Origin of the sequence: Anaerotruncus sp. 80 (assembly GCF_009936115.1) — a bacterium.
GTDB lineage: Bacteria > Bacillota > Clostridia > Peptostreptococcales > Anaerovoracaceae > Senimuribacter > Senimuribacter intestinalis.
This window is the reverse complement of the sequence record NZ_QWES01000028.1, coordinates 1-25330: the sequence shown is the minus strand read 5'-3', so window position 1 is coordinate 25330 and position 25330 is coordinate 1. Positions and strand designations below refer to the sequence as shown.

The window sequence follows — 25330 nt, the reverse complement described above, 5'->3', positions numbered from 1 at the left end:
GGAGGTGGTGTGCTTGAACAAAGAAAGTGTTTTTTTAAAAGCCAAATATATCATTATTTGGGATGGAAAACAGCATCGTCAGTTGGAAGACGGTTATCTGGAGATAAGGGGAAATGAGATTGTAGATTTTCATAGAAAACTTGCAGAAGGTACCCCTTATGAGGATTTGGGAAATTCAGCGATTATCCCGGGCTTTATTAATCTTCACTGTCACCCTTCGGAGGTATATGGGGGCAGAAGTTACAAAGAGGATCAGGGGAACGCTAACTTTTATGATTCGACTTTGTATGATTATGCCGGTTTGGTATCCTTTGGTGAGGAGTGTGCGGAAATACAGGCAAAATTAAATATAGCCGAGATTTTGAAGAGCGGGTGTACCACATCTCTGATTTTCGGGGGACCGGAGTCCGAACTAGAGGCAGAAACAGCAGAACAGACAGGAATTCGAGCCTATATAGGATGGGGTGTCAGGGCAGGAGACGCAAAAGAGGAAATCAGTATATGGGATTCTCCTGACGGTCACAGCCTTACATTTTCTTTTGATGAGGCGAGCGGTATGCAGCGTCTGCGGGAGGCAGTGGATTTTGCTAAAAACCTTGAAGGTTCGGGCAGCGGCCGAATTAAAGGTTTGCTTGCACCGACACAGACTATGACCTGTACAGAGGAAATGCTCCGTCAGGTACGCAAAGAAGCGGACAAACATGGTATTGGCATAACGATTCACGGCAGTGAAGATTTTATAGAGTTTGAAACTTCCATTCGTCATAGAGGGAAAACCCCGGTAGAAGTAATGCACGAAACAGGACTGCTTGGTGAGGATTTGGTTATTGCACACTGCTGCTGTATTACAGGGCATTCCCAGATTTACATGAGAGGAAGGGATTTACAGCTGCTCGGTCAGGCGGGTGCAACAGTGGCGCATTGTCCAATCGTTCTTGCAAGGGAGGGAGACACTTTAGAAACTTTCGAGCGTTATCAGCAGGCAGGCGTTAATATGGGAATCGGAACAGATACTTTTCCGTCGGATTTTATTCAGGAAATGCGAATGGCAGCAATTATGGGTAAGATAACGGGACGAAGTACCTTCGCAGCAAGTGCAAAGGATATCTTTTATGCAGCTACTGTTAACGGGGCACACGCACTGGGGAGAAAGGATTTAGGAAAGCTGGCTCCGGGCTGTAAAGCGGATTTTTCAGTTATCAGTTTAGATTCCATTGAGATGAGCCCCGTTCGAGATGTGGTGAAAAATCTGATATACAGTGCTACAAGGCATTCAGTACAGCATGTGTATGTAGATGGACAGCGCATTGTAGAAAATGGGAAAGTGAAAGGAATTGACGAAAAAGCTTTGTGTGGTCAATTACAGGAATTTGCTGAAGCGGGATGGAAAAAAGCTGAAAAAAAGGATATTCGGCATCGCGGAATTGATGTATTGTCTCCGCTTTCATTTTCTAAGATTAACCTTGATTAAAAATGAGGAGGAACGTGAAAATACTATGAAATTTTTTAAAGCTAAGTACATTGTTGTATGGAAAAACGACAGTCATCGCATTTTGGAAAACGGTTATCTGGCTGTAGACGGAAAACGGATTTCCGGTTATATGTCAGAACTTCCGGAAGGTGCACAGTGTGAAGATTTGGGGAATGCGGCAATCATACCGGGTTTTGTAAATCTGCATACGCATCCGTCAGAAGTATTCAGCATCAAGAGTTACATAGAAGACTGCGGAAACCCTAATTTCTTTGAATCGACATTAATGGATTATCCGTTTCCGGCTCTGGGAAAACGAGGCGCGGAGATTCAGACAACTTTAAATCTTGTCGAACTCATCAAAAGCGGCTGCACGACGTCTTTGATTTATGGAGGGCCTTATTCCGGACTGGAAGCAGAAACAGCAGGCCAAATGGGACTTCGTGCCTATGTCGGAGCAGGAATTCGGGCAGGTGACCGAATGGAGGCAGACAGTGTGTGGCATTCACCTGATGGTCATTCAGTCACTTACGACTTTAATGAGAAAAGCGGCTTTGAGAGAATTCGGGAAGCAGAAGTCCTTGTGAAGGATTATGACGGAGCCTATGATAACAGAATTCATATTATGATGGGCCCGACGCAGTCCATGACCTGTACACCTGCAATGCTGAAGGAAACTCGTAATACTGCTGACAGGCTGGGTGTTGGCATCACCATTCATGTTGCTGAGGATCTTGCAGAAGTGGAAGGATGTATCAGACTTTATGGGAAAACACCGGTGGAGCTATTGTATGATACGGGCATGCTGGGTGAGGATGTAGTACTGGCACATTGTGTATTTATATCCGGACACAGTCAGGTGTTTATTCGGGATGACAGAGATCTGAATTTATTGGGCCGGACTAAGAGCAATGTAGCACACAGCCCTACTCCATTTATCAGAGTAGGAACGAATCTTGAGTCTTTTGCGAAATACTCGGATGCAGGTGTTAATGTTGGTATGGGAACAGATACATTCCCATCGGACATGGTGCAGGAGATGCGTCTTGCTGCGTTCATGGCGAAATCTCAGGAACGTACTACTTACAGAACCAGAGGCAGAGATATCTTTAATGCGGCGACAATCAACGGCGCAAAAGCGCTGGGAAGATCGGATTTAGGCAGACTTTGTGAGGGTGCTATGGCAGATTTTTCTATTGTAGATCTGAGTACAATCGAGATGACGCCGTCCAGAGATATTATTAAGAGTATTGTCTACAGCGGTACCAGACATTCCATATCCCGTGTTTATGTTGAGGGAAAGTGTGTGGTTCAGGATGGTATGGCCTGTGGAATTAATGAGAAAAGCCTCTGTGAGGAACTGCAGGCTTTGGGCGAGGAAGCGTGGAAAAAATTAAAGACGCATGACGGTAAATTGATGGACGAGTTTTATCCAATGAGTTTTGAGAAACTGTAATAAGAAAGGTGAAAAAATGAGTGAAATTAAATACTATAAAGCCAAGTATATTATCGTTTGGGATAAGGGATGTCATAAAACATTGGAAAACGGATATCTGGGTGTAGACGGTGATACCGTTGAGGGATTCTATACACAGATTCCTCAGGGAGCACCGTATGAAGATTTGGGAAATGCAGCAATTACACCGGGGTTTGTAAACCTCCATACGCACCCCTGCGAGGTATACAGCTTAAAGAGTTACAGAGAAGATGTAGGTAATCCGTATTTCTATGAAGGTACGCTCTATGACTATGCACTGGTTATGTCGCTGGGAGAAAGAGGAGCGTTTTTACAGGCGAAACTCAATTTGGCTGAGATTTTGAAAAGCGGCTGTACGACTTCGCTGATCTATGGAGGAGGATATTCCAGAACGGAGGCAGAACTGGCGGGAGAAATGGGTATGCGCGCATATGTTGGCGCACCGGTAAGGGCAGGAGACCGATATGAAGAAAGGAGCATATGGTATTCGCCTGACGGCCATTCTGCAGTTTGCGATTTTGATGAAAAAGAGGGATTTGACCGTATTGAAGAAGCAGAACAGCTGATCCGCGATATCGATGGAACTTATGACGGCAGAATACACGGAATTTGGGCACCGACGCAGACTATGTACTGTACGCCTGATATGCTGAAAGAAGTCAGGAAGAGAGCGGACAAAATGGATAAACGGATTACCATCCATGGAGCGGAAAGCCCGCTTGAATTTGAAACCAGTATCCGCATGTACGGCAAGACTCCTGTTAAGCTGATGGCTGATACCGGCATGCTGGGTGAAGATGTGATTGTGCCGCATTGTTTGTATATTACGGGACACAGTTCGATTAATATGGCAGGCGACAGTGATTTGAAGCTTCTTGGTGACAGTAAAACTACAGTAGCCCATTGTCCAATCGCTATTTCAAGAAGCGGAAATACGCTGCAGTCTTTTGCTAAGTATCAGAAATACGGTGTCAATATGACAATTGGTACAGATACGTTCCCGTCAGATTTTATTCAGGAAATGCGCATGGCAGCCGTGATGGGAAAAATTGTTGACAGAACAACTTTTGCGGTTAGTGCCGGGGATATTTTTAATGCAGCGACAGTCAACGGCGCCAAAGCACTGGGACGCAGTGATTTGGGCAGGCTGGAAAAAGGAACGAAGGCGGATTTTGTTGTATTCAAGTTGGATAACATTGAAATGAGCCCGGTTCGTGACGTTGTAAAAAATATTGTTTACAGTGCTACAAGACATTCTGTTAACAGGGTTTATGTAGGCGGAAAATGTGTTGTAAACGACGGCAGAATCGATGGTGTGGATGAAAGAGAACTTGCCCTGGAACTGCAGGAGGTATCAGAAGGCTCGTGGAGCAGAACTGCGCAGCACGACCGTTTTAAACGCAGCGTAGATGAGTTGTCTCCGCTGGTATCTCCAAAATATGAGGACTAGCTGATTTGTTGAAAAGGTGGTGTAATTCACTCACTTTTCAAAATATAACGAAATGAGGAAAGAAAGATGTTAAAGCAGAAATGGAAAAGAATTAGTGCAACTTTACTGATCTTTGTCATGGTATTTGCCCTGGCTTCATGCGGCGGCGATGACGGCGGCAGCTCAGAATCTGAAGAACTGGTTGTCGGTACTTACTCTGAGGGAAGCAACTGCATAATGGATCCGCAGATGACCTCTTCTTACGGGGACTGGCAGTATGTAAACCAGATGTATGATACGATAGTGACTACTGATTTTGACGGTGAGACAATTAAGGATGCACTGGCAGAAAGCTGGGAGGTTTCCGATGATGGTATGACTTATACTTTCCATCTGAAAGACGGAATCAAATTCCACAGCGGTAAAGCACTGACTTCAGAAGATGTAAGGTGGACCTGGGAGCGCTGGCGGACAGAGTCCGGTACGTGCTATTCTTATTATCTGGACTTCGTTGACACGATTGAAACACCGGATGAAAAGACTGTTGTAGTAAATATGAGCAAGCCGGATAATAATTTCCTGGTAAACATGACTGTTCCTGTTGCTTCTATTATGAATAAGGATGCGATAGAGCAGGCTGAGGCTGACAACAAGGTTTACGGCGTAGAAGTTGTTGACGGTACCGGTCCGTTTAAACTGGAGGAATATGTAGCAAGTGATTACCTGAAGATGACAAGAAATGACGATTATACCTGGGGCTCTTCTATTTTTGAAAACCAGGGTCCTGCACATATTTCCGGCATAAAAGTAAGATTCGTTCCGGAACCGGGAACCAGACAGATGGAATTTGAAGCCGGCAATATAGATGTACTGGGCAACGGCTGCGTATTTGCCAATGAACTTGATGGACTGCTTGAAAAAGGCGATTACACTTTAGAAGAATATAATCCTCCTTATCCAGTATTCCTCATGTTCCAGACGGAGAGAGTGCCTGACAAGGCAGTAAGACAGGCATGCAACATGGCTATTGATAGAGACGAAATCATCAATACAGTTATGGGTGGACATTGTGAGGCAATGTATACAGGCCTTCCTGAGGGATACAAATGGAATTGGAAAGAAGGAAAAGACTATTACAAGTATGATTTAGAGGCAGCAGGAAAGCTTCTTGAGGACAACGGTTATAAGCTGGAAAGCGATGGATATCGGTATAAGGATGGCGAAAAGCTTTCCATGGAGATTTCCTATTGCGATTCTGATGAAGATGCAAAAACAGCGGAACTGTTCCAGGCACAGATGAAAAAAATCGGCATTGACGTTATCGTAAATACTTCTACTGCTGATTTCTGGGATAGAATCGGAGGCGATGGAGACAATGATTTTGATGTGCTGATTATGGGTACCTATATCAATTCCGCAGAGGATATGCTGCAGGAATACATGTACAGTAAAAATATGCCGGCACCGAATCGTTCCAAGTGGAGTGATCCTGAAGTTGACAAGCTTTTAGCTGAGGCAAGAAGCACAACGGACGAAACGAGAAGAATGGAATGCTATGAAGAAATCCAGAAAGTTGCTGCAGAAGAAGCAATCTGGGTACCGCTTTACAGCAAAAACGGCTGGTCTGTTCTGAATAATCGTGTGAAAGGCTATAAAGCGCATCCGACCATTATGGAAGGCGAACCGAAGTTCTTAGACGTTTCAAAATAATGATAATGCCTGTGATACAGGCTGCGGATAAGAGGACACCATGAAAAGAGTAGATATGATTGTAAAAGCGCCGCACTTTTACACAATGAAAGGCGGCGGCGTCGGATATCAGGCTGAAAAAGCAATGATTGTAGATGGAGGAAAGATTATTGATTTCGTGGATTTGAACAACTGCGAAGAAATATATCAGGCAGAGGAAGTGCTGCATCTGCCCCATCATGTCATTTTACCGGGTTTTATTGACGGGCACATGCATACAGCCTGCAATGTGATGCGCGGCCTTGCACAGGATACCAATAATTGGATGATGTATGGCTTACAGCCATTTGACAATGCGGTAACCAATACAGAGCGAGATGCCGGAAGTGAAGTGGCAATCATAGAGGCAATTAAGGCTGGTACAACTACACTGGGCGATTATGATGCGGAAATGAATAATGTATGTCGTTTCATTGAAAAGATAGGTGCAAGAGGTAATATTGCGCAGACTATTCGTGCAGCGAAAAGGAGAGTATATCAGCCGGGAGAACTGTATGAAATGGATGATGCCCAGGGAGAAGCAGAACTCAAACGGAATCTGGAGCTGTTTGACAGATGGCATCGTAAAGGCGACGGCAGAATCAGGATTTTATTCGGCCCTCAGGGCGTCGATTTTGTCAGTCCGGAGCTTCTGATGAAAATACAAAAGATTGCAAAAGAACGCGGCACGAAAATACATATGCACGTACAGCAGGGCGACAGGGAAACCTATCAGATTGAAAAGCGTTATGGAAAAAGAACGACGGAGTTTTTACAGGATATGGAATATCTGGACAGTTCTTTAATTGCCGTACACCTGACTGAGTGTAATGATGAGGAAACTCGTATTATAGCACGAAGCGGCGCTTCTATGGTAGTTAATCCTGCTTCCATCGGCATTATAGACGGTTTGGTATGCCCAAGCACAGTCTTTCAGGAAGCCGGCGGCAATGTTGCATTAGGATCAGACCAGGCACCCGGAAATAATTGTCATAATATTATTCATGAAATGAAAAATATATGCATGTTCAATAAGCTGAAATACCATGATCCGGAAAAAATGCCGGCATGGAAAGCTCTGCGCATGGCTACAATTGAAGGAGCTAAAGCTATTGGTGTAGACGATATTGTTGGATCTTTAGAAACAGGAAAACGAGCAGATTTTATTGCGATTGATCTTAGCTTTCCGTCTATGCTTCCGGTGTACACGTATCCTATGCGCAATATTGTACCGAATCTTGTGTATAGTGCAAGAGGTCAGGAGGTGGCATTATCTGTGGTCGATGGAAAAATCATTATGAGAGATCAAAGGATTTTAACCATAGATGAAGAAGCCTCTTTGGAGAAAATACAACAGTGTCCAAAAGAAATAGGAATTAGGGCATCGGAAGAATTTTTTAAGATTCACGGAACCAATGCACAGTTTATGGAAACAGACAAGTTGTAATAGATAATACCTCAATGCGGAAATGTCTCCCTGTATAAATGGGGGACATTTCCATATTCCGGACAAGATACGATTAATGTGATTTACAGAAAACAGATAGTATAGATGAGGAGGGTATCCAAAATGACAAAAATTGCAATTAATGGATTTGGCAGAATCGGCAGATTGGCATTCAGGCAGATTCTTGAGGATGAAACGATGGAAGTTGCAGCAATTAACGATTTGACAGAGCCGGCAATGCTTGCGCATCTGCTGAAATATGACAGTGTACAGGGCGGATGCTGTGGACATATGATAACCAGCGATGAGAGGTCTATTACGGTAGACGGAAAACGTATCGTAATTCTTTCAGAGAAGAACCCGGAGAATCTGCCCTGGAAGGATATGCGTATCGATATTGTTTTGGAATGCACAGGTTTTTTTTGTTCCAAAGCTAAATCAGAAGCGCATTTGCGGGCAGGAGCAAAGAAGGTTCTTATTTCTGCACCTGCAGGAAATGATTTGAAAACTATTGTATACGGCATTAATCATCAGACTCTGACTGCCGGGGATGATATCATTTCTGCTGCCTCTTGTACGACTAACTGTCTTGCACCTATGGCAAAGGTGCTCAATGACTATCGTGAAATCCGAACCGGATTTATGACTACGATTCACGCTTATACAGGAGATCAGATGCTTCTGGACGGACCTCACAGAAAAGGAGATTTCCGCCGTGCAAGAGCAGGCGCAATTAATATCGTGCCAAACAGTACCGGCGCAGCAAAGGCTATTGGTTTGGTTATTCCTGAACTGGACGGAAAACTGATTGGTTCTGCGCAGCGCGTTCCGGTACCTTCAGGTTCCCTCACAATTCTGGATGCCACTTTGAAGGATGATACGGAAACTGTTTCTGCAGAAGGCATCAATGCGGCGATGAAAGCGGCAGCAAACGATTTTTTCGGCTATACTGAGGAAGAACTGGTATCCAGCGATATTATCGGTATGAAATACGGATCTCTCTTTGATGCAACGCAGACATTGGCTCGAAGATGCGGCACTAAGATTTATGAAGTTCGTATAGCTGCATGGTATGATAATGAATCCAGCTATGTATCCCAAATGGTGAGAACATTAAAGCACTTGAGAAGCTTCCTTTGATTGTAAGCTGATTGACTTAGGAGTGAATTTTCTATATAATGAAGAAAAGATAAAAGCTGCGCCCCGGAAAATCCGAAAGGAACTTCCAAAAGCGCAGTTTTTTATGCATTATTTTAAGGTGTTTTTATACCCAGTTTGCCATAACGCCTGCGAAGACAACGGAAACGATGGATACGGATACCATACCTGCGATGATCATCTTTGGCAGGATATTCTGTAAGATCACTTCTTTCTCTTCATCGTTATCAGCTACTGCTTTTGCGACTTCAGTCGGAACAATCAGGGTTCCCGGGAAGCCGAAGAGGGCAGTTACACCCAGGGCGCAGGACATGTACCAACTCTGATGGAAAATTTTTCCGATGAGGATGGAAACAACTGCGCAGCACGCAAGACCGACCACAACAACTACAGCCAGCGGTTTAATCATGGACAGAACCAGTGCCGGAGTAGTGTTGGCAAGGCTTGCAAATACGTTGACGAGAACTGCACCGATAACGAAAGTAAAGCCGTTGGCTTTTGTCAGAGAAGCCTCATCCAGGAAGCCGATTTCTTTAAAGATAACACCCAAAACCAGGCAGATAACCAGCATGTTGACTTTACCGCCTGTTAAGCCGGACAGCCACTGTGCCAGGCATGCAACGATGGCAAGCTTTGCAATCAGATAATTCGGTCCGTTGTAATCGTCCGGAGTTTTCGGGAAAATGCGGAAAGCAGGCTTTGCGGCGCCGTCTTCCAGCGGTTTGTTGAGCATCAGCTCGCCGGATGCAATCTGACCTTTCAGACGCAGCGCTTCTTTTTTGCAGAAGAAAGATGCAAGAGGGAAGCCTACAACACCCTGGACAACCAGAACGAGGGAACCGAAGACGATAACGTTTTCGCCTGCGTTTTTCAGTGCTTCACTCATGACAACAAAGGCTACAACGCCTCCGCCCAGAATCGGAGCGCCAATTAGAGCCATGGCTTTATCGATGATGATACCGCCGATCAAGTAAACGCCAAGGCAGATTGCGATAGTGGAGCAGAGTACGATAATTACGGTTTTCCACTCCTTGATCAAATCTTTCAGCTTGATGGTAGTACCCATATGTACAAGCAGCAGACCCACGGTCACGCTTGCAAAACCCTGTAGGGCGGAGTCTGCGAAAATCGTTGCGGGAAGGCCGTTCCAAAATCCGATGGCAAAGACCACGGAAGCGACGAACAGCATGGAGATAATTGCTTTTGTTTTGGTGGCGATCATATCGCCGAGAGCGTAGACAATCATGACAATTGTCAGTGCGTATAATCCGTTCATGATAATTCCTTTCTTAAGTTCAATGATACAAATTTTACTTGTGATTTGCAAGCCATTTCATGGCGCAGATGACGTGGACTGCTGCGCCGTATGGCAGCGCGTCTTCGTCCAGTGTGGCTTTTGGATTGTGCATGGAGTAGGCGTACCCGTCTTCCGGACTTCCTCCGCACACATTGGCAAAGAAGGTCGGTACGTGACTGCAGAGATTTGCAAAGTCTTCCGAGCCTTTAACCGGCGGGATGACTTCCACTTTATCCATGACCTGGGCTGCATAGCCAGCCATTTCTTCTGCCATTTCCGGGTCATTGATGTTTGGCGCTACACCTGCGATGTATTCTGTCACTGCTTCGGCGCGCCAGGCTTTTGCAATGCCGCCTGCGATTTCAGAAACCCGGGTTTTCAGCAAATCCCGGTACTGGGGATTGTAGGCTCTGAAATTTCCCATAATCACAGCTTCATCAGGGATTACATTAGATGCGTTTCCGCTATGCAGACTGCCGATGGAAAGAATGGCCTGTTCGTCTGATGGAAGCTCCAGTGCAAGGAGCTGCTGCAGAGCCGTCACGATTGCGGATGCGGCGCTGACTGCGGAAATGCCCTGAAAAGCGCTGCTGCCGTGAGCAGAGCGGCCTTTGACTGTAATTCTGAATTCGTCAGCTGACGGCATCATCTGATGGGCGCTGTAAGCAAGCGTGCCCGGGTGAAGGTCATAGTTTCCACAGGGACCGAAGTTCATGTGCAGTCCCATAGCCGCGTCAACCTTTGGATTTTCCAAAATCCCTGCGTCAATCATTTTCTGAGAACCCAGCAGGGTTTCTTCTCCTGCCTGAAACATCAGTTTGACCGTGCCAGCAAGCTGGCTTTCATGAGCTTTTAAAATCTTCGCGGCAGTCAGCAGCATAGCAGTATGGGCGTCATGACCGCAGGAATGGCAGGCCCCGTTTTGACTGGCAAAGGGAAGGTTTGTATCTTCCGTCTGCGGCAGGGCATCCATGTCTGCCCGCAGGAGTATGACCGGCGCGCCGCTTCCAATGGTGCAGGTGATTCCTTCGCCCAAAGGTTTTGGCGTGCAGCCTATGGCAGAAAGGGTATCTGTTACCAGTTTGCGCGTTTTCGGCAGGTCGAAGCCCAGTTCGGCGTTTTCGTGAATCTGCCTTCTGACTGCAATGGTTTCCTCCTTCATAGACATTGCTTCTTCTAAGATTGGATGCATGTTGTTTACCTCTTTTCCTTGAAAAAATTTTCTGAAATTATTTTACTGTGGCTATTGCAAAAAGGGAAATAATTAGATACAATACGGTTATAAGATACAGTTATAACCGTGCGGCAAAAGTCGAAAAGAGGAAAAGGTTATGGAGATAAGGCAGATTTATTATGTGCTGGAAGTGGCAAAGCAGCGCAGCTTTTCAAAGGCGGCGGAGGCGCTGTTTGTCAGCCAGCCGGCCATCAGTCAGCAGATTCATGCGCTGGAGGAAGAACTCTCGGTAAAGCTTTTTAAAAGAGATACACACAGCGTAGTGCTCAGTGCGGAAGGGGAGAAATTTTGCGCCTATGCAAAGGAGGTAATCGGCTCTGTAAATAAGCTTCTGGCAGCTTTCGGGCAGAGTACCGCGGATAATAAAACCACCATTCGCATCGGTGTATTTCCGTTTTATAAAGCGGCTGGACTGGTTCCGATTATCAATGACTTTTTTATTGAGAGACAAAATGTCATCGGCAGTATCAAGGTGGTGGAAAACTATGAGGCGTACGAAATGCTGGAAGCAGGGCGGCTGGATTTTGTGATTATCAAAGCCCGCATTGAAAACGCAAATCGCCCGGGCATTCGCTATGAGGTTCTACGTACTGAAAGGCTCAATGTTTTAATCAGCAGAGCAAATCCTCTGGCCAGGGAGGAGAATATGCAAGTTGAAAATCTTTCCAGGGTGCCGCTTTTGACAGGAGAAAGTGATTCTCATTTTTTCAATGAGATGAAGGAGATGTACCGGCGATATGGGGTTGACTTTAATGTTGCCTTTATGAATACAGCAGAAACGGACATCATGCTGGATATGGTGCAGGCGGGAACCGGTATTTTGCTTATCACCGATACGGTTGCAAAGAGCTACGAAAATGAGATGCTTGCAGCACTTCCTATCGAACCGCCCCAGGAGATACTGACCTTTCTGGCATGGAAAAAAAGCTGGAGACCTTCCGGGGCATACACAGCCTTTAAGAATTATGTCATAGAGCGGTTTAATAAGGAAAAGGCAGGCAGCATGTAGGCTGCGGAGCACAGCACCAGCGCGCCAACATTCCGCTGCTGACCTGGTGCTGGTGTTCCAACGCGCCAACATCACCGATTTTTTTCCAAATTTCTGCGTTCGCCCCTTAAAAAACGCCAAACTCAAGGTGTTTTTTAAAGATTCTTGCGCTGCGAAAGGCTTTAAAGCCGTTTCTGACCATCAGGCAGCGCTGTTTCACGCTGCTTTCAGCTTTAAAACAGGATCAAGTTGGCGTCATGCGCCGTTTTGACGAATTTTACTTCTCGAGTTGGCGAATTTAAGAAGTGGAACGCAAGAATACTAAAATAAAATTTTCAAGTTGGCGTTTTTGACATAAAGAACGCAAGAATACCGAAAGATTCTTTTCAAGTTGGCGTATTGACGATAACTTGAAATTTCAGTACAATTAAAATAGAAGAGTGAACAAAAATACAGGAGGGAGAAAATAGTGAATCAGATTATTGAAGCGATGAAAACGAGAAGAAGCATCCGTAAATTTAAGCCGGACATGGTGCCAAAGGAAATCATTGAGCAGATTATTGAAGCCGGTACTTTTGCGGCAACAGGAATGAACTATCAGGATCCGATTATTATTGCAGTAACCAACAAGGAAGTTCGTGACAGACTGTCTAAACTCAACGCTGAGATTATGGGATCAGACAGCGACCCGTTTTACGGTGCGCCAGTGGTACTGATTGTCTTAGCGGACAAGAAGATTCCGACTCACGTATATAACGGCAGTCTGGTCATGGGAAATCTGATGCTGGCTGCTCATTCCCTTGGAATCGGAAGTTGCTGGATTCACAGAGCAAAGGAAGAATTTGAACGTACGGAGGGACAGGAAATTCTTGAATCTCTGGGCATTGAAGGTGACTATGAGGGAATCGGCCACTGCGTGCTGGGTTATGTCGATGGAGAATATCCGAAGGCTTCAGAAAGAAAAGAGAACTGGGCGTATTATATCGACTAAATGACACTGACTGAACGAGATTGACTGAATGATATCGATTCAATTATACTGGCTAAATATGGATTAAAATGGAAAATCGGAGTCCCTGTGCTCCGGTCTTCCTCTTTTTTGGATATTATTTGAGGTTTAATGCAGTCTATTGAATTTTTTAACATGGAAAATTCTGGTGGTTTTCAGAAATACTCTGTTTGGTTTTCAAAACTATCAAAAAGGGTTTCTTTTTGCGGACGAAATCCTGATTTTGAAAACCCTAATGAATAAAACTGAAAACTGGTAAAGTTATCCTGGAATTACAAGGAAATTATTGGAATAACAACGATAAAAAAGTAACAGCCCGATTTGGACTGTTACTTTAAAGTCAAGCCGCGCAGGGATGTGTGATTTCATACAGCCCTGCTGGAAGAAAGGCTTATTATTTGTAAGCTTCCATCATTTTAGCAAATGCAGGCAGACTTCTTCTGATCATTTCGTTGGATACACAGTAGGATAATCTCATGTATCCCGGGCAGTCAAAGCCTTCGCCAGGAACTACCAGCAGATTGTGGTCTTCTTTTGCTTTCTGGCAGTATTTCATTCCGTCTCCATCTGGAACTTCTACAAACAGGTAGAAAGCGCCATCAGGTTTTGCGCATTTATAACCCATCTTAGTCAGTTCATCGTACAGCAGGGTACGGTTTTCGTCGTAGGCTTTCAGGTCAGGCATTTCGTCTACACAGCGAGCGATTACCATCTGCGGCAGGGTAGGTGCACAAACGTGACCGTTTGCACGAGCAGCGCCAGCAACAGCGTTGAATACTTCGGAAGCGTTATCGCACTGATCAGGCACGCATACGTAACCGATACGTTCGCCTGGCAGAGACAGACTCTTGGACCAGGAGTAGCACACGATAGTGTTTTTGTAAACTGTCGGGATGAAAGTAACCTTTGCATCTCCGTAGGTCAGTTCTCTGTAAGGTTCATCAGCGATGATGTAGATTGGATGTCCGTATTCTTCGCTCTTCTTAGTCAGAATAGCAGCCAGTGCTTCCAGAGTTTCCTTCGTGTAAACAACACCGGATGGGTTGTTAGGGGAGTTGATAATGATTGCCTGTGTATGTACGGAAATCAGTTCTTCCACCTTAGTCATGTCAATCTGGAAATGTTCTCTGTCAGCAGGTACAACTACCAGGTGCGCACCGTTCTTTTCAACAAACGGACGGTATTCAGGGAAGAATGGTGCAACTGCCATAATTTCGGAATCTGCGTCAGTAGCCAGTGCCTTAATTACAGAAATCAGTGCAGGGGCAGCACCGCAGGTTACGAACAGGTTGGATGCTTTGATATCAGTACCGAAACGCTTGTTCAGGTTTGCAGCGATTGCTTCTCTGGTTTCATCAAAACCGCCAGCCATGGAATAGCCGTGAATTTTGATGGAATCGGTATCATCAAGGATGTCTTTAATTGCTTGCTGTACTTTTGCAGGAGCTGGAATGCTTGGGTTACCGAGAGTATAGTCAAATACGTTTTCTGGTCCAACAATCTTTGCCTGTTCAAGTCCGTAAGCGAAAAGTTCACGAATCAGAGATGGCTGGCTTCCCAGCTCGTACATGGTGTTATTGTACATAATGAAATCCTCCTAATAAATCTTTTCAAATTAAACGAATATTTATATCTATATTTTACCGCATTCTATTGACTTATGGAATTCTCTTTATTATTATATATATATAACGATTTTTAATAGAACAGGACGGATATTATGGATATTAATAAGGTCAAGGTGCTGATTTATGCGGTGGATAACGGCAGTCTGCTGACAGCGGCTACTAAGCTGGGATATACCCAGGCCGGGCTTACCCATATGATGAACTCTTTAGAAAGTGAACTGGGCGTGGTGCTGCTGCACCGCGGTAAGTTTGGTGTGCGGCTTACAGAAGAAGGCGAGCGCCTTATGCCACTTTTCAAAGAACTGGTCAAGGCCAGCGGAAAGATTGAGACGGAGGTAGACCTGATTCTAAAACAGAAAGCCTCTATGATTCGTATTGCGGCGGTTGCCAGCGTAATCAGAACTTGGCTTCCGGACGTGATGCGCGCTTTTCAGAAGGAGAACCCGGAAATTTCTTTTGAGATTAAAGAGGGAGACGATAGGCTGTATCAGTGGTTTGACGAAGGAAGAGTCGACATGTGCATCACTACCAATCTGGTGAAAAGAGAGGACTTTGAACCCCTTGCCAGAGATGATTTTTTTGCAGTGCTTCCACCGGAATATCCATGGAAGGAGGGGGAACTCTTTCCGCTGCATAGAATTGAAACAGAACATTTCCTGTTCCCTTACTGTGCCAGTGACCTGGATGTTGAGCAGCAGCTGGCAGGATATCATATCAAGCCCAACAGACAGACCACCTATGTTGACGATAACAGTGCGATATCCATGGTTGCAAAGGGATTTGGCATTAGCCTTATGCCGGATTTGGTATTGCAGACATGCCGCGATCAGATTAAAATTGCACCGCTGGATTTACCGTGTTACCGTAATATTGGAGTTATTTACAAAAATGGAAAGAATGCTTCGGCAGCGGTAAAGAAATTTGCGTCTTTCCTGAAAAAGTGGAATTTTTAAAGACAAAGAACATAGATTACTCTGACACAACAAGGGAGGTAGAAGAATGAAAGTTTTACTGTTAAATGGAAGCCCTAACGAGGCAGGCTGTACCTTTACAGCCTTAAAAGAGATTGCACAGACGCTGGCAGAATTTCATATCGACAGTGAAATCCTGCAGCTGGGGAAACAGCCGATTAGAGACTGTATCGGCTGCGGTGCATGTGGCAGCCGAAACGGTGTTTGCGTTTTTGAGGATGATCCAGTTAATGAATTGATAGGAAAAGCAGCGGAAGCAGATGGATTTGTGTTTGGATCACCGGTATACTACGCGCATGCTAACGGCAGAGTTCTTTCTGTGCTTGACAGAGCTTTTTATGCTGGAGGCAGTGCATTTACACACAAACCGGGAGCAGCAGTAGTATCTGCAAGAAGAGCGGGCACTACAGCAGCGCTAGATGATTTGAACAAATATTTTATGATTAATCAGATGCCGGTGGTATCTTCTACTTACTGGAATATGGTGCACGGCAACACGCCGGAGGAAGTCGCACAGGATTTAGAGGGACTGCAGACTATGCGAAATATCGCTTCTAACATGGCTTGGCTTTTAAAATGTATTGAAGCAGGAAAAGAAAACGGGATTGAAGCACCGGTTAATTCGAAGGTTGCGACTAATTTTATCAGATAGAGGACATAAGGCGCAGTCTGCTTTATAGCGGTATCAGAGCTATTGCAGGTTTGATGTCAATGCGCCGGAAATTTGAAAAAACTAATATTTGACATAGCCGTAGATTTGTGCTAGTATATATATGTACGAAATTTATTGAGGAAAGCGAGAAGAGTGGGCAAAACCCACTCTTTCAGTTTTGTTTAGGGCAAAGTGCTGTAAAAGAGAGGCTTTGCAAGAGGACGAAAGGCAGTAAATGGCAAAGAAAAAGATAAAAGAAATTATTGAGGAAATTGCAGCAGGATTCATGGAAGAATCTGAGCTGGAACTTTATAACGTTGAGTTTGCTAAGGAAGGCAGAGACTGGTTTCTGCGGGTTTATATCGATAAAATCTCCGCAGAGGAGGAAGAATACGTGAGTACCGACGACTGCGAAAAGGTCAGCAGATTTTTAAGTGACGAGCTGGACAGACTGGATCCTATTGAGCAGAATTATTATTTGGAAGTTTCTTCGCCGGGCATGGACCGGGAACTGATTACCGAAAGGCATTACGAGAAGTATACCGGCAGACTGGTAGAAGTAAAATTGTATAAGGGCATTGACGGGAAAAAAGTTTTTGAAGGCATTTTGGAAGGCTTAGAAGACGGCAATGTTGTAATAAAAGATGAAAATGATAAAAAATGGATGTTCCCGCTGGATCAGGTGGCAAAAACCAACCTGGCAGTGGTTTTCTAAGGAGGGTAAAGACAAATGAACAGAGAATTTATCGAAGCGATAAATGAACTTGAAAAGGAGAAACACATTTCCAAGGACATTTTGATTGAAGCAATTGAGTCCGCACTGGTTTCTGCTTACAAGAAGAACTATGGCACATCGCAGAATGTGAGAGTGGATATCGACAGGGAAGACGGCGATATTGCAGTACTCATGAGAAAAGATATTGTAGAAGAAGTTTATGATGATATGATTGAGATGTCTTTAGAGGAGGCACAGGAAATCGATCCAAGATACGAAATCGGTGACGCGATTGAGTTTTCTGTAACGCCAAGAGACTTCGGAAGAATTGCTGCACAGACTGCAAAGCAGGTTGTAGTACAGAGAATCAGAGAAGCCGAAAGAGGTATGATTTTCGATGACTTCATCACCAAGCAGGGTGAAATCGTAACCGGTGTTGTGCAGAGAAAGAGCGGCGAAACGCTGTTTGTCAACATGGGAAAGGCGGAGGGCATCCTTTCTGCTGGCGAACAGGTACCGGGTGAACGTTTTGAGGTCAACGAAAGGTTGAAAGTCTACATTATGGACGTGAAGAAGACCACGAAGGGTCCGCAGGTGTTTTTATCCAGATCTCATCCGGGTCTTGTAAAGCGTCTCTTCGAGATGGAAGTTCCTGAAATTCAGGATGGCTTTGTTGAAATCAAGGGGATTGCAAGAGAAGCCGGCTCCAGAACCAAGCTGGCAGTTTATAGCGAAGACGTGAACGTTGATCCGGTTGGTGCATGTGTTGGCACCAGAGGTATTCGTGTGCAGGCGGTAGTTGACGAGCTGGGCGGTGAGAAAATCGACATCATTCCTTGGAGTGAAGATCCGAAAGTACTGATCAGCAACGTGCTCTCACCTGCAAAAGTGGAATCTGTGCTGGCAGATGAGGCTGAAAAGACTGCGACAGTTGTAGTGCCGGACTATCAGCTTTCTCTGGCAATTGGTAAAGAAGGACAGAACGTAAGGCTGGCTGCAAAAGTCAGCGGCTGGAAAATCGACATTAAGAGCCACACGCAGTACTATAATGAAGAGGCGGCAGATGACATTGTGGAAATCGATGAGGAGCCGGCAGAAGCATTAGAAGGAGAAGAGGTTTTCGAGATTGAAGAGTAACAAGATTCCTATGAGAAAGTGTATCGGCTGCATGGAATCAAAACCCAAGCAGGAACTGCTCCGCGTAGCCTTTTACGAAGGTATTTTGTCGCTAGATACGACAGGAAGAGCTAAAGGGCGCGGCGTATATCTCTGCCGCAACAATGTGTGTATTGAAAAGGCGCAGAAGCGTAAGGCGTTTTCGAGAAGCTTTTCTGCCAATATTGCCCAGAGCGAAATTGACAGGGTTTGTGAGGAATTAAAAGAAGTAAACGGGCAGGCTAATGAATAGAGGAAAAGTTTTCAGCTATTTAGGATTTGCCGCCAAGTCCAGAAATCTTGTGACTGGGTATAACACCTGTATCATGATGATTGAGAAGCGAAGAGTGCAGCTTTTGATTTTAACTGAAGATTTAGCCGATAACACAGTGAAAAAAATGCAGGGAAAATGCGAAAAAAATAATGTTAACTATAGAATTTTCGGAGGAAGCGATGAGCTTTCTCAGGTGACAGGAAAGACCGGAAAGGGGATTTTCGGTATTACAGACCGTCATTTTGCGGAAATTATTTGTAAGGAGATTGACCTTATTCAATCAGAAAGGGAGGAGTGAATATGACGAAAAAAGTACATGAACTGGCAAAAGAATTAAACATTTCAAGTAAAGAACTCCAAGAGAAGGCAGCGCAGCTCGGTATCAGTGTAACAAGCCATATGAGCGTGTTATCTGATGCGGATGTTGACAAGATAAAGGGAACAAAGAAAGAGACTAAGATTGTAAAGGCAGAGCCTAAGAAAAAGGGAACTACAGTCCAGGAAGAACCGAGAGTCACTGTCAAAGCGGCAGTAAGACCAGGCTTTTCCAATCGTCCGAAACCGCCTGTTGGAAAACCGGTAGTAGATACGGAGTATTTGGCAAGTAAGAATAAACCGCCTGTTGGAAAGCCGGTAGTAAATAAAGCAGAATTGGAAAATAGAAGCAGACAGAAACCGCCTGTAGGCACTCCGCTGCCGAGAGAAGCAAAACCAGTTGAAAAACCGGCAAAAACTGCGGTGCCTGTAAAAGCACCGGAAGCTGCACCGGTAAAACCAGCGGAGCCTGCAGTAGCTGAGAAGCCGGCAGTAAAGCCAGTTGAAAAAACGCCGGCAGTAAAGCCAGAGAAGAAACCTGCTGATAGAAATGCAGAAAGAAAAGACCGCGGCGGCAAGAAACCGGAACGCAAAGATGGTGCGAGAGCTGACAGAAACGATCGCGGCGGCAACGGAAATCGTAACGGCAGAAATGACAGAAATGATCGCAATGACCGCAAGGATAATCCTCGTGGAAATAACGGCAGAAATGACAGAAATGACCGCGGTGGAAACAATAATAGAAACGATCGCAGTGGAAACGGCGGGGCAAGAAAGGATCGTCCACAGCTTGATAAAATTGAAACCAAGCCGGGAAGAAGAGACGATTCCAAGAAGAAGCAGGATAAAGAAAAGAATAAGTTTGATAAACTGGAAAGAAAATCGTTGGAAAAACAGACAAGAAAGAAACACAATAAACCTAAACCACAAGTTGTGGAAACTGAAATTGAAGAAGAAGTACTGCCAGAAGGCACCGTTGTGATCAATGTGCCGATTACTGTTGCAGGCTTCTGTGAACAGGCAGAAGTATCCACTTCAAAAGTCATCATGACTTTGATGAAGCTGGGTATCATGGCAAATATCAACCAGAATATTGATGAAGATACTGTAATGGTGCTGGCAGAGGATCTGGGTCTGAGTGTAGCTATCGGCAAGGTAGAGGAAGAAGCTGTTGAAGAGGGACTGGAACTCTTTGAAGACAGTGAAGAAGATTTGAAGGACAGACCGCCGATTATCACTGTTATGGGTCACGTTGACCACGGTAAGACATCGCTTCTTGACGCAATCAGAAAGACCAATGTAACTGCTTCCGAGTCCGGCGGCATTACCCAGCATATCGGTGCTTCTGAAGTAAAAATTAACGGACAGAAGATCGTATTTTTAGATACACCGGGTCACGAAGCATTTACTGCAATGAGAGCAAGAGGCGCGCACGTTACCGATATCGCAGTACTGGTTGTTGCAGCAGACGACAGTGTAAAACCGCAGACTGTTGAATCCATCAGCCATGCAAAGGCTGCAGGCGTTCCGATTATCGTTGCTATCAACAAGATGGATAAACCAGGTGCAAACCCTGACAGAGTAAAGCAGGATTTGACCGAGCACGGTATTTTGGTAGAAGACTGGGGCGGCGATGTCATCAGCGTGCCAGTGTCTGCAAAGAGCGGCGAAGGTATCGTAAACCTTCTGGAAATGATTCTGCTTCAGGCAGAGATGATGGAACTTCGTGCAAATCCGAACAGACTTGCCATGGGTTCAGTTATTGAAGCAAGACTGGACAAATCCAAAGGTCCGGTTGCTACACTTCTAGTCACTAACGGAACATTGCAGAGCGGACAGAGCGTCGTTGCAGGAACTTGCTCCGGCAGAATCCGTCTTATGACCGACCACAAAGGTAAGACCATCAAGAAAGCAGGTCCTGCTACAGCAGTAGAAATCCTGGGTCTGACCGATGTACCGCAGGCAGGTGATGAATTTAACGCAGTAAAAGACGATAAGATAGCAAGAGAAATTGCTGAAAACAGAAAAGAAAAGCTGAGAGAAGAAGTTCTTGCAAGAAACGCAAGCACCACCTTAGAAAAGCTGTTCAGCCAGATCCAGGAAGGGGAAGTTAAAGAACTGAACCTGATCATCAAGGGCGACGTACAGGGCTCTGTCGGCGCACTGATTGCTTCCCTTGAAAAACTTAATAACGAAAATGTAAAAGTAAACATTATTCATACAGGTGTAGGTACTGTAACAGAATCCGATGTTATGCTGGCAGGTACAGCCGGCGCTATCATCATCGGCTTTAATGTAAGACCGAGCACAGCAGTACAGACCATGGCAGATAGAGAAAACATTCAGATCAGAACCTACAGAGTCATTTACGATGTGATCGATGATGTAGAAAATGCCATGAAGGGTATGCTGGATCCTGAATTTAAAGAAGAAATTCTGGGTAAAGTAGAAATTAGAACTACGTTCAAAGTACCAGGTGTAGGTATCATCGGCGGTGCATACGTACTGGAAGGAAAAGCTGTGAGAAACGCAGAAGTTCGACTGGTGCGTGATGGTATCGTAATTCACGAAGGCAAGATTTCATCTCTGAAGAGATTCAAAGATGATGCTAAGGAAGTTGCTTCCGGCTATGAATGCGGTATCGGCATTGAAGCATACAATGACATCAAAGAAGGTGACATTATCGAGTGCTTCCACATGGTTGAAATTGAACGTAAATAACCATTACGAAAGGAAAACCTATGGGAAAAGGATACAGACAGGGTCGTCTAGGAGAAGAAATTCGCAAAATTGTCAGCGAAATGCTGCTCAGAGACATTAAAGACCCTAGATTACAGTCAGCGATGGTAAGCCTGTCGGGAGTGGAAATGACTTCTGACGGCAGCTATGCCACCTGCTATGTGACTGTGCTTTCTGTCGGAAGTAAAGATGAGGAGGCAAAGCAGCAGGAGGCGGAAGCTGTACTAGAGGGGCTTCGCAGCGCCAAAGGCCTTATAAAAAAAGAAATCGGCAGACAGATTAAGCTGCGCCACATTCCGGAGCTGATTTTTAAACTGGACACCTCCATGGAGTATGGCAGACATATTTCAGAGGTAATTGGAAAACTGGGAATCGAACATGAAGAATAATACTTTTCAAGAATTGGCAGAAGTCCTTTCTTCTGCAAGACAAATTTTAATTTATCCTCATGTCAATATGGACGGAGACGCTCTGGGCTCAGCGGCAGCGCTGTGCAAGGGGCTGCGCAGTATGGGAAAGGAATGTCATGTTCTCATTGAAGATGACATTCCCGCCAATTTAGCGTTTTTAGACCAAGGGTACTGCACCTTTGATCAGAACGTTATCACAGCGCCCGACCTTTCTGTCTGTGTGGACTGCGGCGATCCGTCCCGCTTTGAAAGAAGACAGGCGGCTTTTGAAAAGAGCAGTAAGTCCATGTGCATTGACCATCACGAAACGACGACATTTTATTGCGATTACAACTACGTAGACAAAGACGCTGCAGCGACTGGTGAACTGATTTATAGACTTTTGCAGACTCTGGGCATTGCCCTCGACAAAGAAATGGGCGAAGCCATTTTTGCGGCAATTACCACGGACACGGGAAACTTTCAGTACAGCAATACCAGCAAGGAGAGCCATCTCATCGCAGCAGAGCTTTACGACATTGGTATTGATGCGAATAAAGTCAGCGTAGAGATTTACGAGAACATGCGCATAGAAAAACTTCTCATCGAGAATATGGCGCTTGCCACCATGTCTACCGTAGCAGGCGGACGCGGTGTCATCGCATATGTGACGCAGGATATGCTTTCAGAAAGCGGTGCGCTTATGGAAGAGACCGAAGGCGTAGTACAGCGGCTGCGCAGCATTTCCGGTGTGGAAGTGGCGGCATTCCTGAAGGAGACAAAGGACGGCAGAATTAAGCTCAGTCTGCGCTCTAAATCCTGTGTAGATGTGGCACGCATTGCTTCTGAACTTGGCGGCGGCGGTCATATCCGTGCAGCGGGCGCAACGCTTACCTTAGGACTTTCCGAAGCCTTCGACCTTTTGAAGGAAAAGATTATAAAGAGTATAGGATAGAGCATGATTACAGAAGGAATACTGAATATCAATAAACCGCAGAATATGACGTCTCACGATATCGTAGGCGTTGCCAGAAGAACTTTGGGTATTAAGAAAATCGGACATACCGGCACGCTGGATCCGATGGCAACCGGAGTTCTTCCTGTTTGCATTGGAAAGAGCACCAGAGTCATGGAGTATCTGGATATGGATTTGAAAACTTATCGGTGTACCATGGAGCTGGGACTACTGACCGATACCCAGGATATCTGGGGGGAGGTACTTGAGCGAAGATCGGTTACCTGCACGGAAGCGCAGGTTAGAGCTGTATTTGCGGATTTTTGCGGTGTTATCGACCAGAAACCGCCTATGTATTCAGCGCTGAAGGTTGATGGAAAAAGACTTTACGAGTATGCAAGAGAAGGGAAAACTGTCGACGTAAAGACACGGAAAATCTATATTCATAATCTGGAACTTGAGAAGATTTTTCCCGATGGTGAAAAAACCATAACCTTCACGGTGCAGTGCTCCAAGGGTACATACATCAGAACCATCTGTCAGGACGCAGGGGAAAAACTGGGGTGCTGCGGCACATTGACGTCCCTTGAACGAATTTCCAGCGGTATCTTTCATGTTGAAGAAGCGCTGGATTTGGAAGTATTTCGAGAGATGGACCCTTTGGAGATTGAAAAAAGTCTCTACGCTTCGTGGCAGCCTCTTGTTCACTTTGGCAAGGTAGTGACCGATGAGATTTCCGGCGTGCGCTTTGCTGCCGGCTGGCACCTTCCTTTGCAGGAATGTCAGATTGTAAAAGCGCCGACTTTTGCAGAGCAGGATTTTTATCTGCCTATCCGCACGGAGTTTCGCAAAGCATATAACGTCTTTGCGGAGATTGCCGGAAAAGAGGTTTTTATAGGTGTGGCATTTTATAACGAGACCTATAAGAAACTGGTAGCGGATAAGATTTTTTATACGAGGTGATGAAAATGGAGATATTTGAAACCTTAGAAGAAATACAGAATATTGAACCGGCGGCAGTAGCGCTGGGGAATTTTGACGGTGTTCATCTGGGGCATCAGGAACTGATTAAAAAGGCGGTGGAAAAAGCAGGTGAGTCGGATCTAAAGTCGGCGGTGTTTACTTTTTCTAATCACCCGAAGGATTTGCTGCCTAAAGAAAAAAAGGTGAAGAACATTTTAGCTAAGCGGGAAAAGGAGCAGATTATTCAAGACTTAGGCGTGGACTATCTGTTCAATGTGCCTTTTACTCGCAGCATTATGACCATGAGCCCTGCAGATTTTGTGGAGAAGCTCCTTCTTGAGAAGTTTCAGATGAAAGCTGCTTTCTGTGGCTTTAATTATCATTTTGGCTACAAAGCGCAGGGAAATCCGGAGGTTTTGCGCAAGATGGGCGCGCAGCACGGATACGAGGTGACGGAAATCCCACCATATAAAATTAAAGGCGAAATCGTCAGCTCTTCGCTGATTCGTACCTTGATTGCCTCTGGACAAGTGGAGCAGTGCAAAACTTATATGGGCAGACACTATTCTATTGGCGGTGAAGTGGTGGTAGGAAACAGACTTGGAAAGCAGCTGGGTTTTCCCACTTCCAATCTGGTTATCGACCCGTCCATGGTAACGCCGCCTAACGGTGTTTATGTAACCTACTGCACTTACAATGGCGTTCGCTATCCGAGTGTAACTAATGTAGGTCATAAGCCGACCATTGGACACTATAACAAAAATGTAGAGACGCATATTTTTGATTTTGATAAAGAACTTTATGGAAAACAGATTACGGTAGAGTTTTTACAGAAGACCAGAGACGAGGTCAAATTTGACAGTGTAAAGGAACTGTCTGCGCAAATTGTCAGAGATTGCAGGCAGGCGAGCCAGTTTCATCAGAAGCATGACAAGGAATAAAAGGCTTGTCCTAGCGAGGACGGCGTAACGAGGTAAAATGCATATATTAGAAAAAATTTGACAAAATATGCACAAGCACGTGCATAGAATTGAAGAAATTGTTCAAAATATGTAGATTTAAGTGGGTTTTACCTTGAAGTGTAGTCGTTTAAGTTCAAGAATATGCATATACTCGTTGATTTTACAAAAAATATGCACAGATCAGGAGAAGGATATGCATATTTTGAATAGAAATGATGATTTTATGCACATTTCATAATCTGACATGGTTCATGAACCGGATTGGAATTGAGACAAAAAGGACATGAAAATTAAACACTGTCAACCGTAATTGAAAAAGTCCAAAAATAAGTGCAATATTAGCACCAAAAAGCAAGGGTTACCGTGAGCAGTTA

General features: G+C 44.9%; 21 protein-coding genes and 1 pseudogene. 19 read left to right on the top strand and 3 right to left on the bottom strand.

The genetic code is table 11. The annotated features are described in order from the left end of the window. Nucleotides 1-13 precede the first annotated feature (13 nt). The 6 genes from D1155_RS13075 (at nucleotide 14) to gap (ending at nucleotide 8692) form a co-directional block, all read left to right on the top strand. Nucleotides 14-1471, top strand: coding sequence for an amidohydrolase family protein (locus D1155_RS13075; protein WP_160202859.1), 1458 nt, complete (start codon nucleotides 14-16; stop codon nucleotides 1469-1471). A 25-nt stretch (nucleotides 1472-1496) separates the two neighbouring features. Then, the gene (locus D1155_RS13070; RefSeq protein ID WP_160202858.1) at nucleotides 1497-2927 is read left to right on the top strand and encodes an amidohydrolase family protein; all 1431 of its coding nucleotides are present in this window, start codon (nucleotides 1497-1499) and stop codon (nucleotides 2925-2927) included. Between the two features lie 16 nt (nucleotides 2928-2943). Next, nucleotides 2944-4398: an amidohydrolase family protein gene (locus D1155_RS13065; RefSeq protein ID WP_160202857.1), complete on the top strand. Its 1455-nt coding sequence runs from the start codon at nucleotides 2944-2946 to the stop codon at nucleotides 4396-4398. Between the two features lie 66 nt (nucleotides 4399-4464). Continuing rightward, nucleotides 4465-6087, top strand: a complete 1623-nt coding sequence (locus D1155_RS13060; RefSeq protein ID WP_160202856.1) for an ABC transporter substrate-binding protein — start codon at nucleotides 4465-4467, stop codon at nucleotides 6085-6087. Between the two features lie 40 nt (nucleotides 6088-6127). Beyond that, nucleotides 6128-7552, top strand: a complete 1425-nt coding sequence (locus D1155_RS13055) for an amidohydrolase family protein (protein ID WP_160202855.1) — start codon at nucleotides 6128-6130, stop codon at nucleotides 7550-7552. A gap of 123 nt (nucleotides 7553-7675) precedes the next feature. After that, nucleotides 7676-8692, top strand: coding sequence for a type I glyceraldehyde-3-phosphate dehydrogenase (gap, locus tag D1155_RS13050; RefSeq protein ID WP_160202854.1), 1017 nt, complete (start codon nucleotides 7676-7678; stop codon nucleotides 8690-8692). Between the two features lie 124 nt (nucleotides 8693-8816). Here gap and D1155_RS13045 read toward each other — a convergent pair whose 3' ends face one another. Both D1155_RS13045 and D1155_RS13040 read right to left on the bottom strand, forming a co-directional pair. Next, nucleotides 8817-9986 carry a hypothetical protein gene (locus tag D1155_RS13045; protein ID WP_160202853.1) on the bottom strand — a complete coding sequence of 390 codons (1170 nt, stop codon included), beginning with the start codon at nucleotides 9984-9986 and terminating at the stop codon, nucleotides 8817-8819. A gap of 34 nt (nucleotides 9987-10020) precedes the next feature. Beyond that, nucleotides 10021-11199, bottom strand: coding sequence for a M20 family metallopeptidase (locus D1155_RS13040; protein ID WP_160202852.1), 1179 nt, complete (start codon nucleotides 11197-11199; stop codon nucleotides 10021-10023). Nucleotides 11200-11338: 139 nt separating this feature from the next. Here D1155_RS13040 and D1155_RS13035 point away from each other — a divergent pair, with 139 nt between their 5' ends. Further along, nucleotides 11339-12250: a LysR family transcriptional regulator gene (locus D1155_RS13035; protein ID WP_160202851.1), complete on the top strand. Its 912-nt coding sequence runs from the start codon at nucleotides 11339-11341 to the stop codon at nucleotides 12248-12250. Between the two features lie 448 nt (nucleotides 12251-12698). Then, nucleotides 12699-13220: a nitroreductase gene (locus tag D1155_RS13030; RefSeq protein WP_160202850.1), complete on the top strand. Its 522-nt coding sequence runs from the start codon at nucleotides 12699-12701 to the stop codon at nucleotides 13218-13220. A 412-nt stretch (nucleotides 13221-13632) separates the two neighbouring features. On the opposite strand, the gene D1155_RS13025 is transcribed toward D1155_RS13030, so the two are convergent. Further along, nucleotides 13633-14823, bottom strand: coding sequence for a pyridoxal phosphate-dependent aminotransferase (locus tag D1155_RS13025; RefSeq protein WP_160202849.1), 1191 nt, complete (start codon nucleotides 14821-14823; stop codon nucleotides 13633-13635). Between the two features lie 135 nt (nucleotides 14824-14958). Here D1155_RS13025 and D1155_RS13020 point away from each other — a divergent pair, with 135 nt between their 5' ends. The 11 genes and pseudogenes from D1155_RS13020 (at nucleotide 14959) to D1155_RS12970 (ending at nucleotide 24935) form a co-directional block, all read left to right on the top strand. After that, nucleotides 14959-15819, top strand: a complete 861-nt coding sequence (locus D1155_RS13020) for a LysR family transcriptional regulator (RefSeq protein ID WP_160202848.1) — start codon at nucleotides 14959-14961, stop codon at nucleotides 15817-15819. 46 nt (nucleotides 15820-15865) lie between these two features. Beyond that, complete coding sequence (locus tag D1155_RS13015) at nucleotides 15866-16489, top strand: flavodoxin family protein (RefSeq protein WP_160202847.1); 624 nt, start codon at nucleotides 15866-15868, stop codon at nucleotides 16487-16489. Between the two features lie 235 nt (nucleotides 16490-16724). After that, nucleotides 16725-17204, top strand: coding sequence for a ribosome maturation factor RimP (gene rimP / locus D1155_RS13010; RefSeq protein WP_160202846.1), 480 nt, complete (start codon nucleotides 16725-16727; stop codon nucleotides 17202-17204). A 15-nt stretch (nucleotides 17205-17219) separates the two neighbouring features. Further along, nucleotides 17220-18245 (top strand): annotated as a pseudogene (nusA, locus tag D1155_RS13005) (transcription termination factor NusA); the annotation flags it as partial. A gap of 85 nt (nucleotides 18246-18330) precedes the next feature. Further along, nucleotides 18331-18612 (top strand): YlxR family protein, encoded by a 282-nt coding sequence (locus D1155_RS13000; protein ID WP_243151099.1) that lies wholly within the window; start codon nucleotides 18331-18333, stop codon nucleotides 18610-18612. Further along, the gene (locus D1155_RS12995; RefSeq protein WP_160202844.1) at nucleotides 18605-18931 is read left to right on the top strand and encodes a ribosomal L7Ae/L30e/S12e/Gadd45 family protein; all 327 of its coding nucleotides are present in this window, start codon (nucleotides 18605-18607) and stop codon (nucleotides 18929-18931) included. Before D1155_RS13000 ends, D1155_RS12995 begins: the two co-directional genes overlap by 8 nt. A 2-nt stretch (nucleotides 18932-18933) precedes the next feature. Beyond that, a complete protein-coding gene (infB, locus tag D1155_RS12990) occupies nucleotides 18934-21669 on the top strand; it encodes a translation initiation factor IF-2 (RefSeq protein ID WP_160202843.1) in 2736 nt (911 codons plus the stop codon). Between the two features lie 20 nt (nucleotides 21670-21689). Continuing rightward, nucleotides 21690-22076, top strand: coding sequence for a 30S ribosome-binding factor RbfA (rbfA, locus tag D1155_RS12985; protein ID WP_160202842.1), 387 nt, complete (start codon nucleotides 21690-21692; stop codon nucleotides 22074-22076). Beyond that, nucleotides 22066-23031, top strand: coding sequence for a bifunctional oligoribonuclease/PAP phosphatase NrnA (locus tag D1155_RS12980; protein WP_160202841.1), 966 nt, complete (start codon nucleotides 22066-22068; stop codon nucleotides 23029-23031). Before rbfA ends, D1155_RS12980 begins: the two co-directional genes overlap by 11 nt. Before the next feature lie 3 nt (nucleotides 23032-23034). Continuing rightward, complete coding sequence (gene truB / locus D1155_RS12975; RefSeq protein ID WP_160202840.1) at nucleotides 23035-23994, top strand: tRNA pseudouridine(55) synthase TruB; 960 nt, start codon at nucleotides 23035-23037, stop codon at nucleotides 23992-23994. A 5-nt stretch (nucleotides 23995-23999) separates the two neighbouring features. Continuing rightward, nucleotides 24000-24935, top strand: a complete 936-nt coding sequence (locus tag D1155_RS12970) for a bifunctional riboflavin kinase/FAD synthetase (protein ID WP_160202839.1) — start codon at nucleotides 24000-24002, stop codon at nucleotides 24933-24935. The last annotated feature ends 395 nt before the right edge of the window (nucleotides 24936-25330 follow it).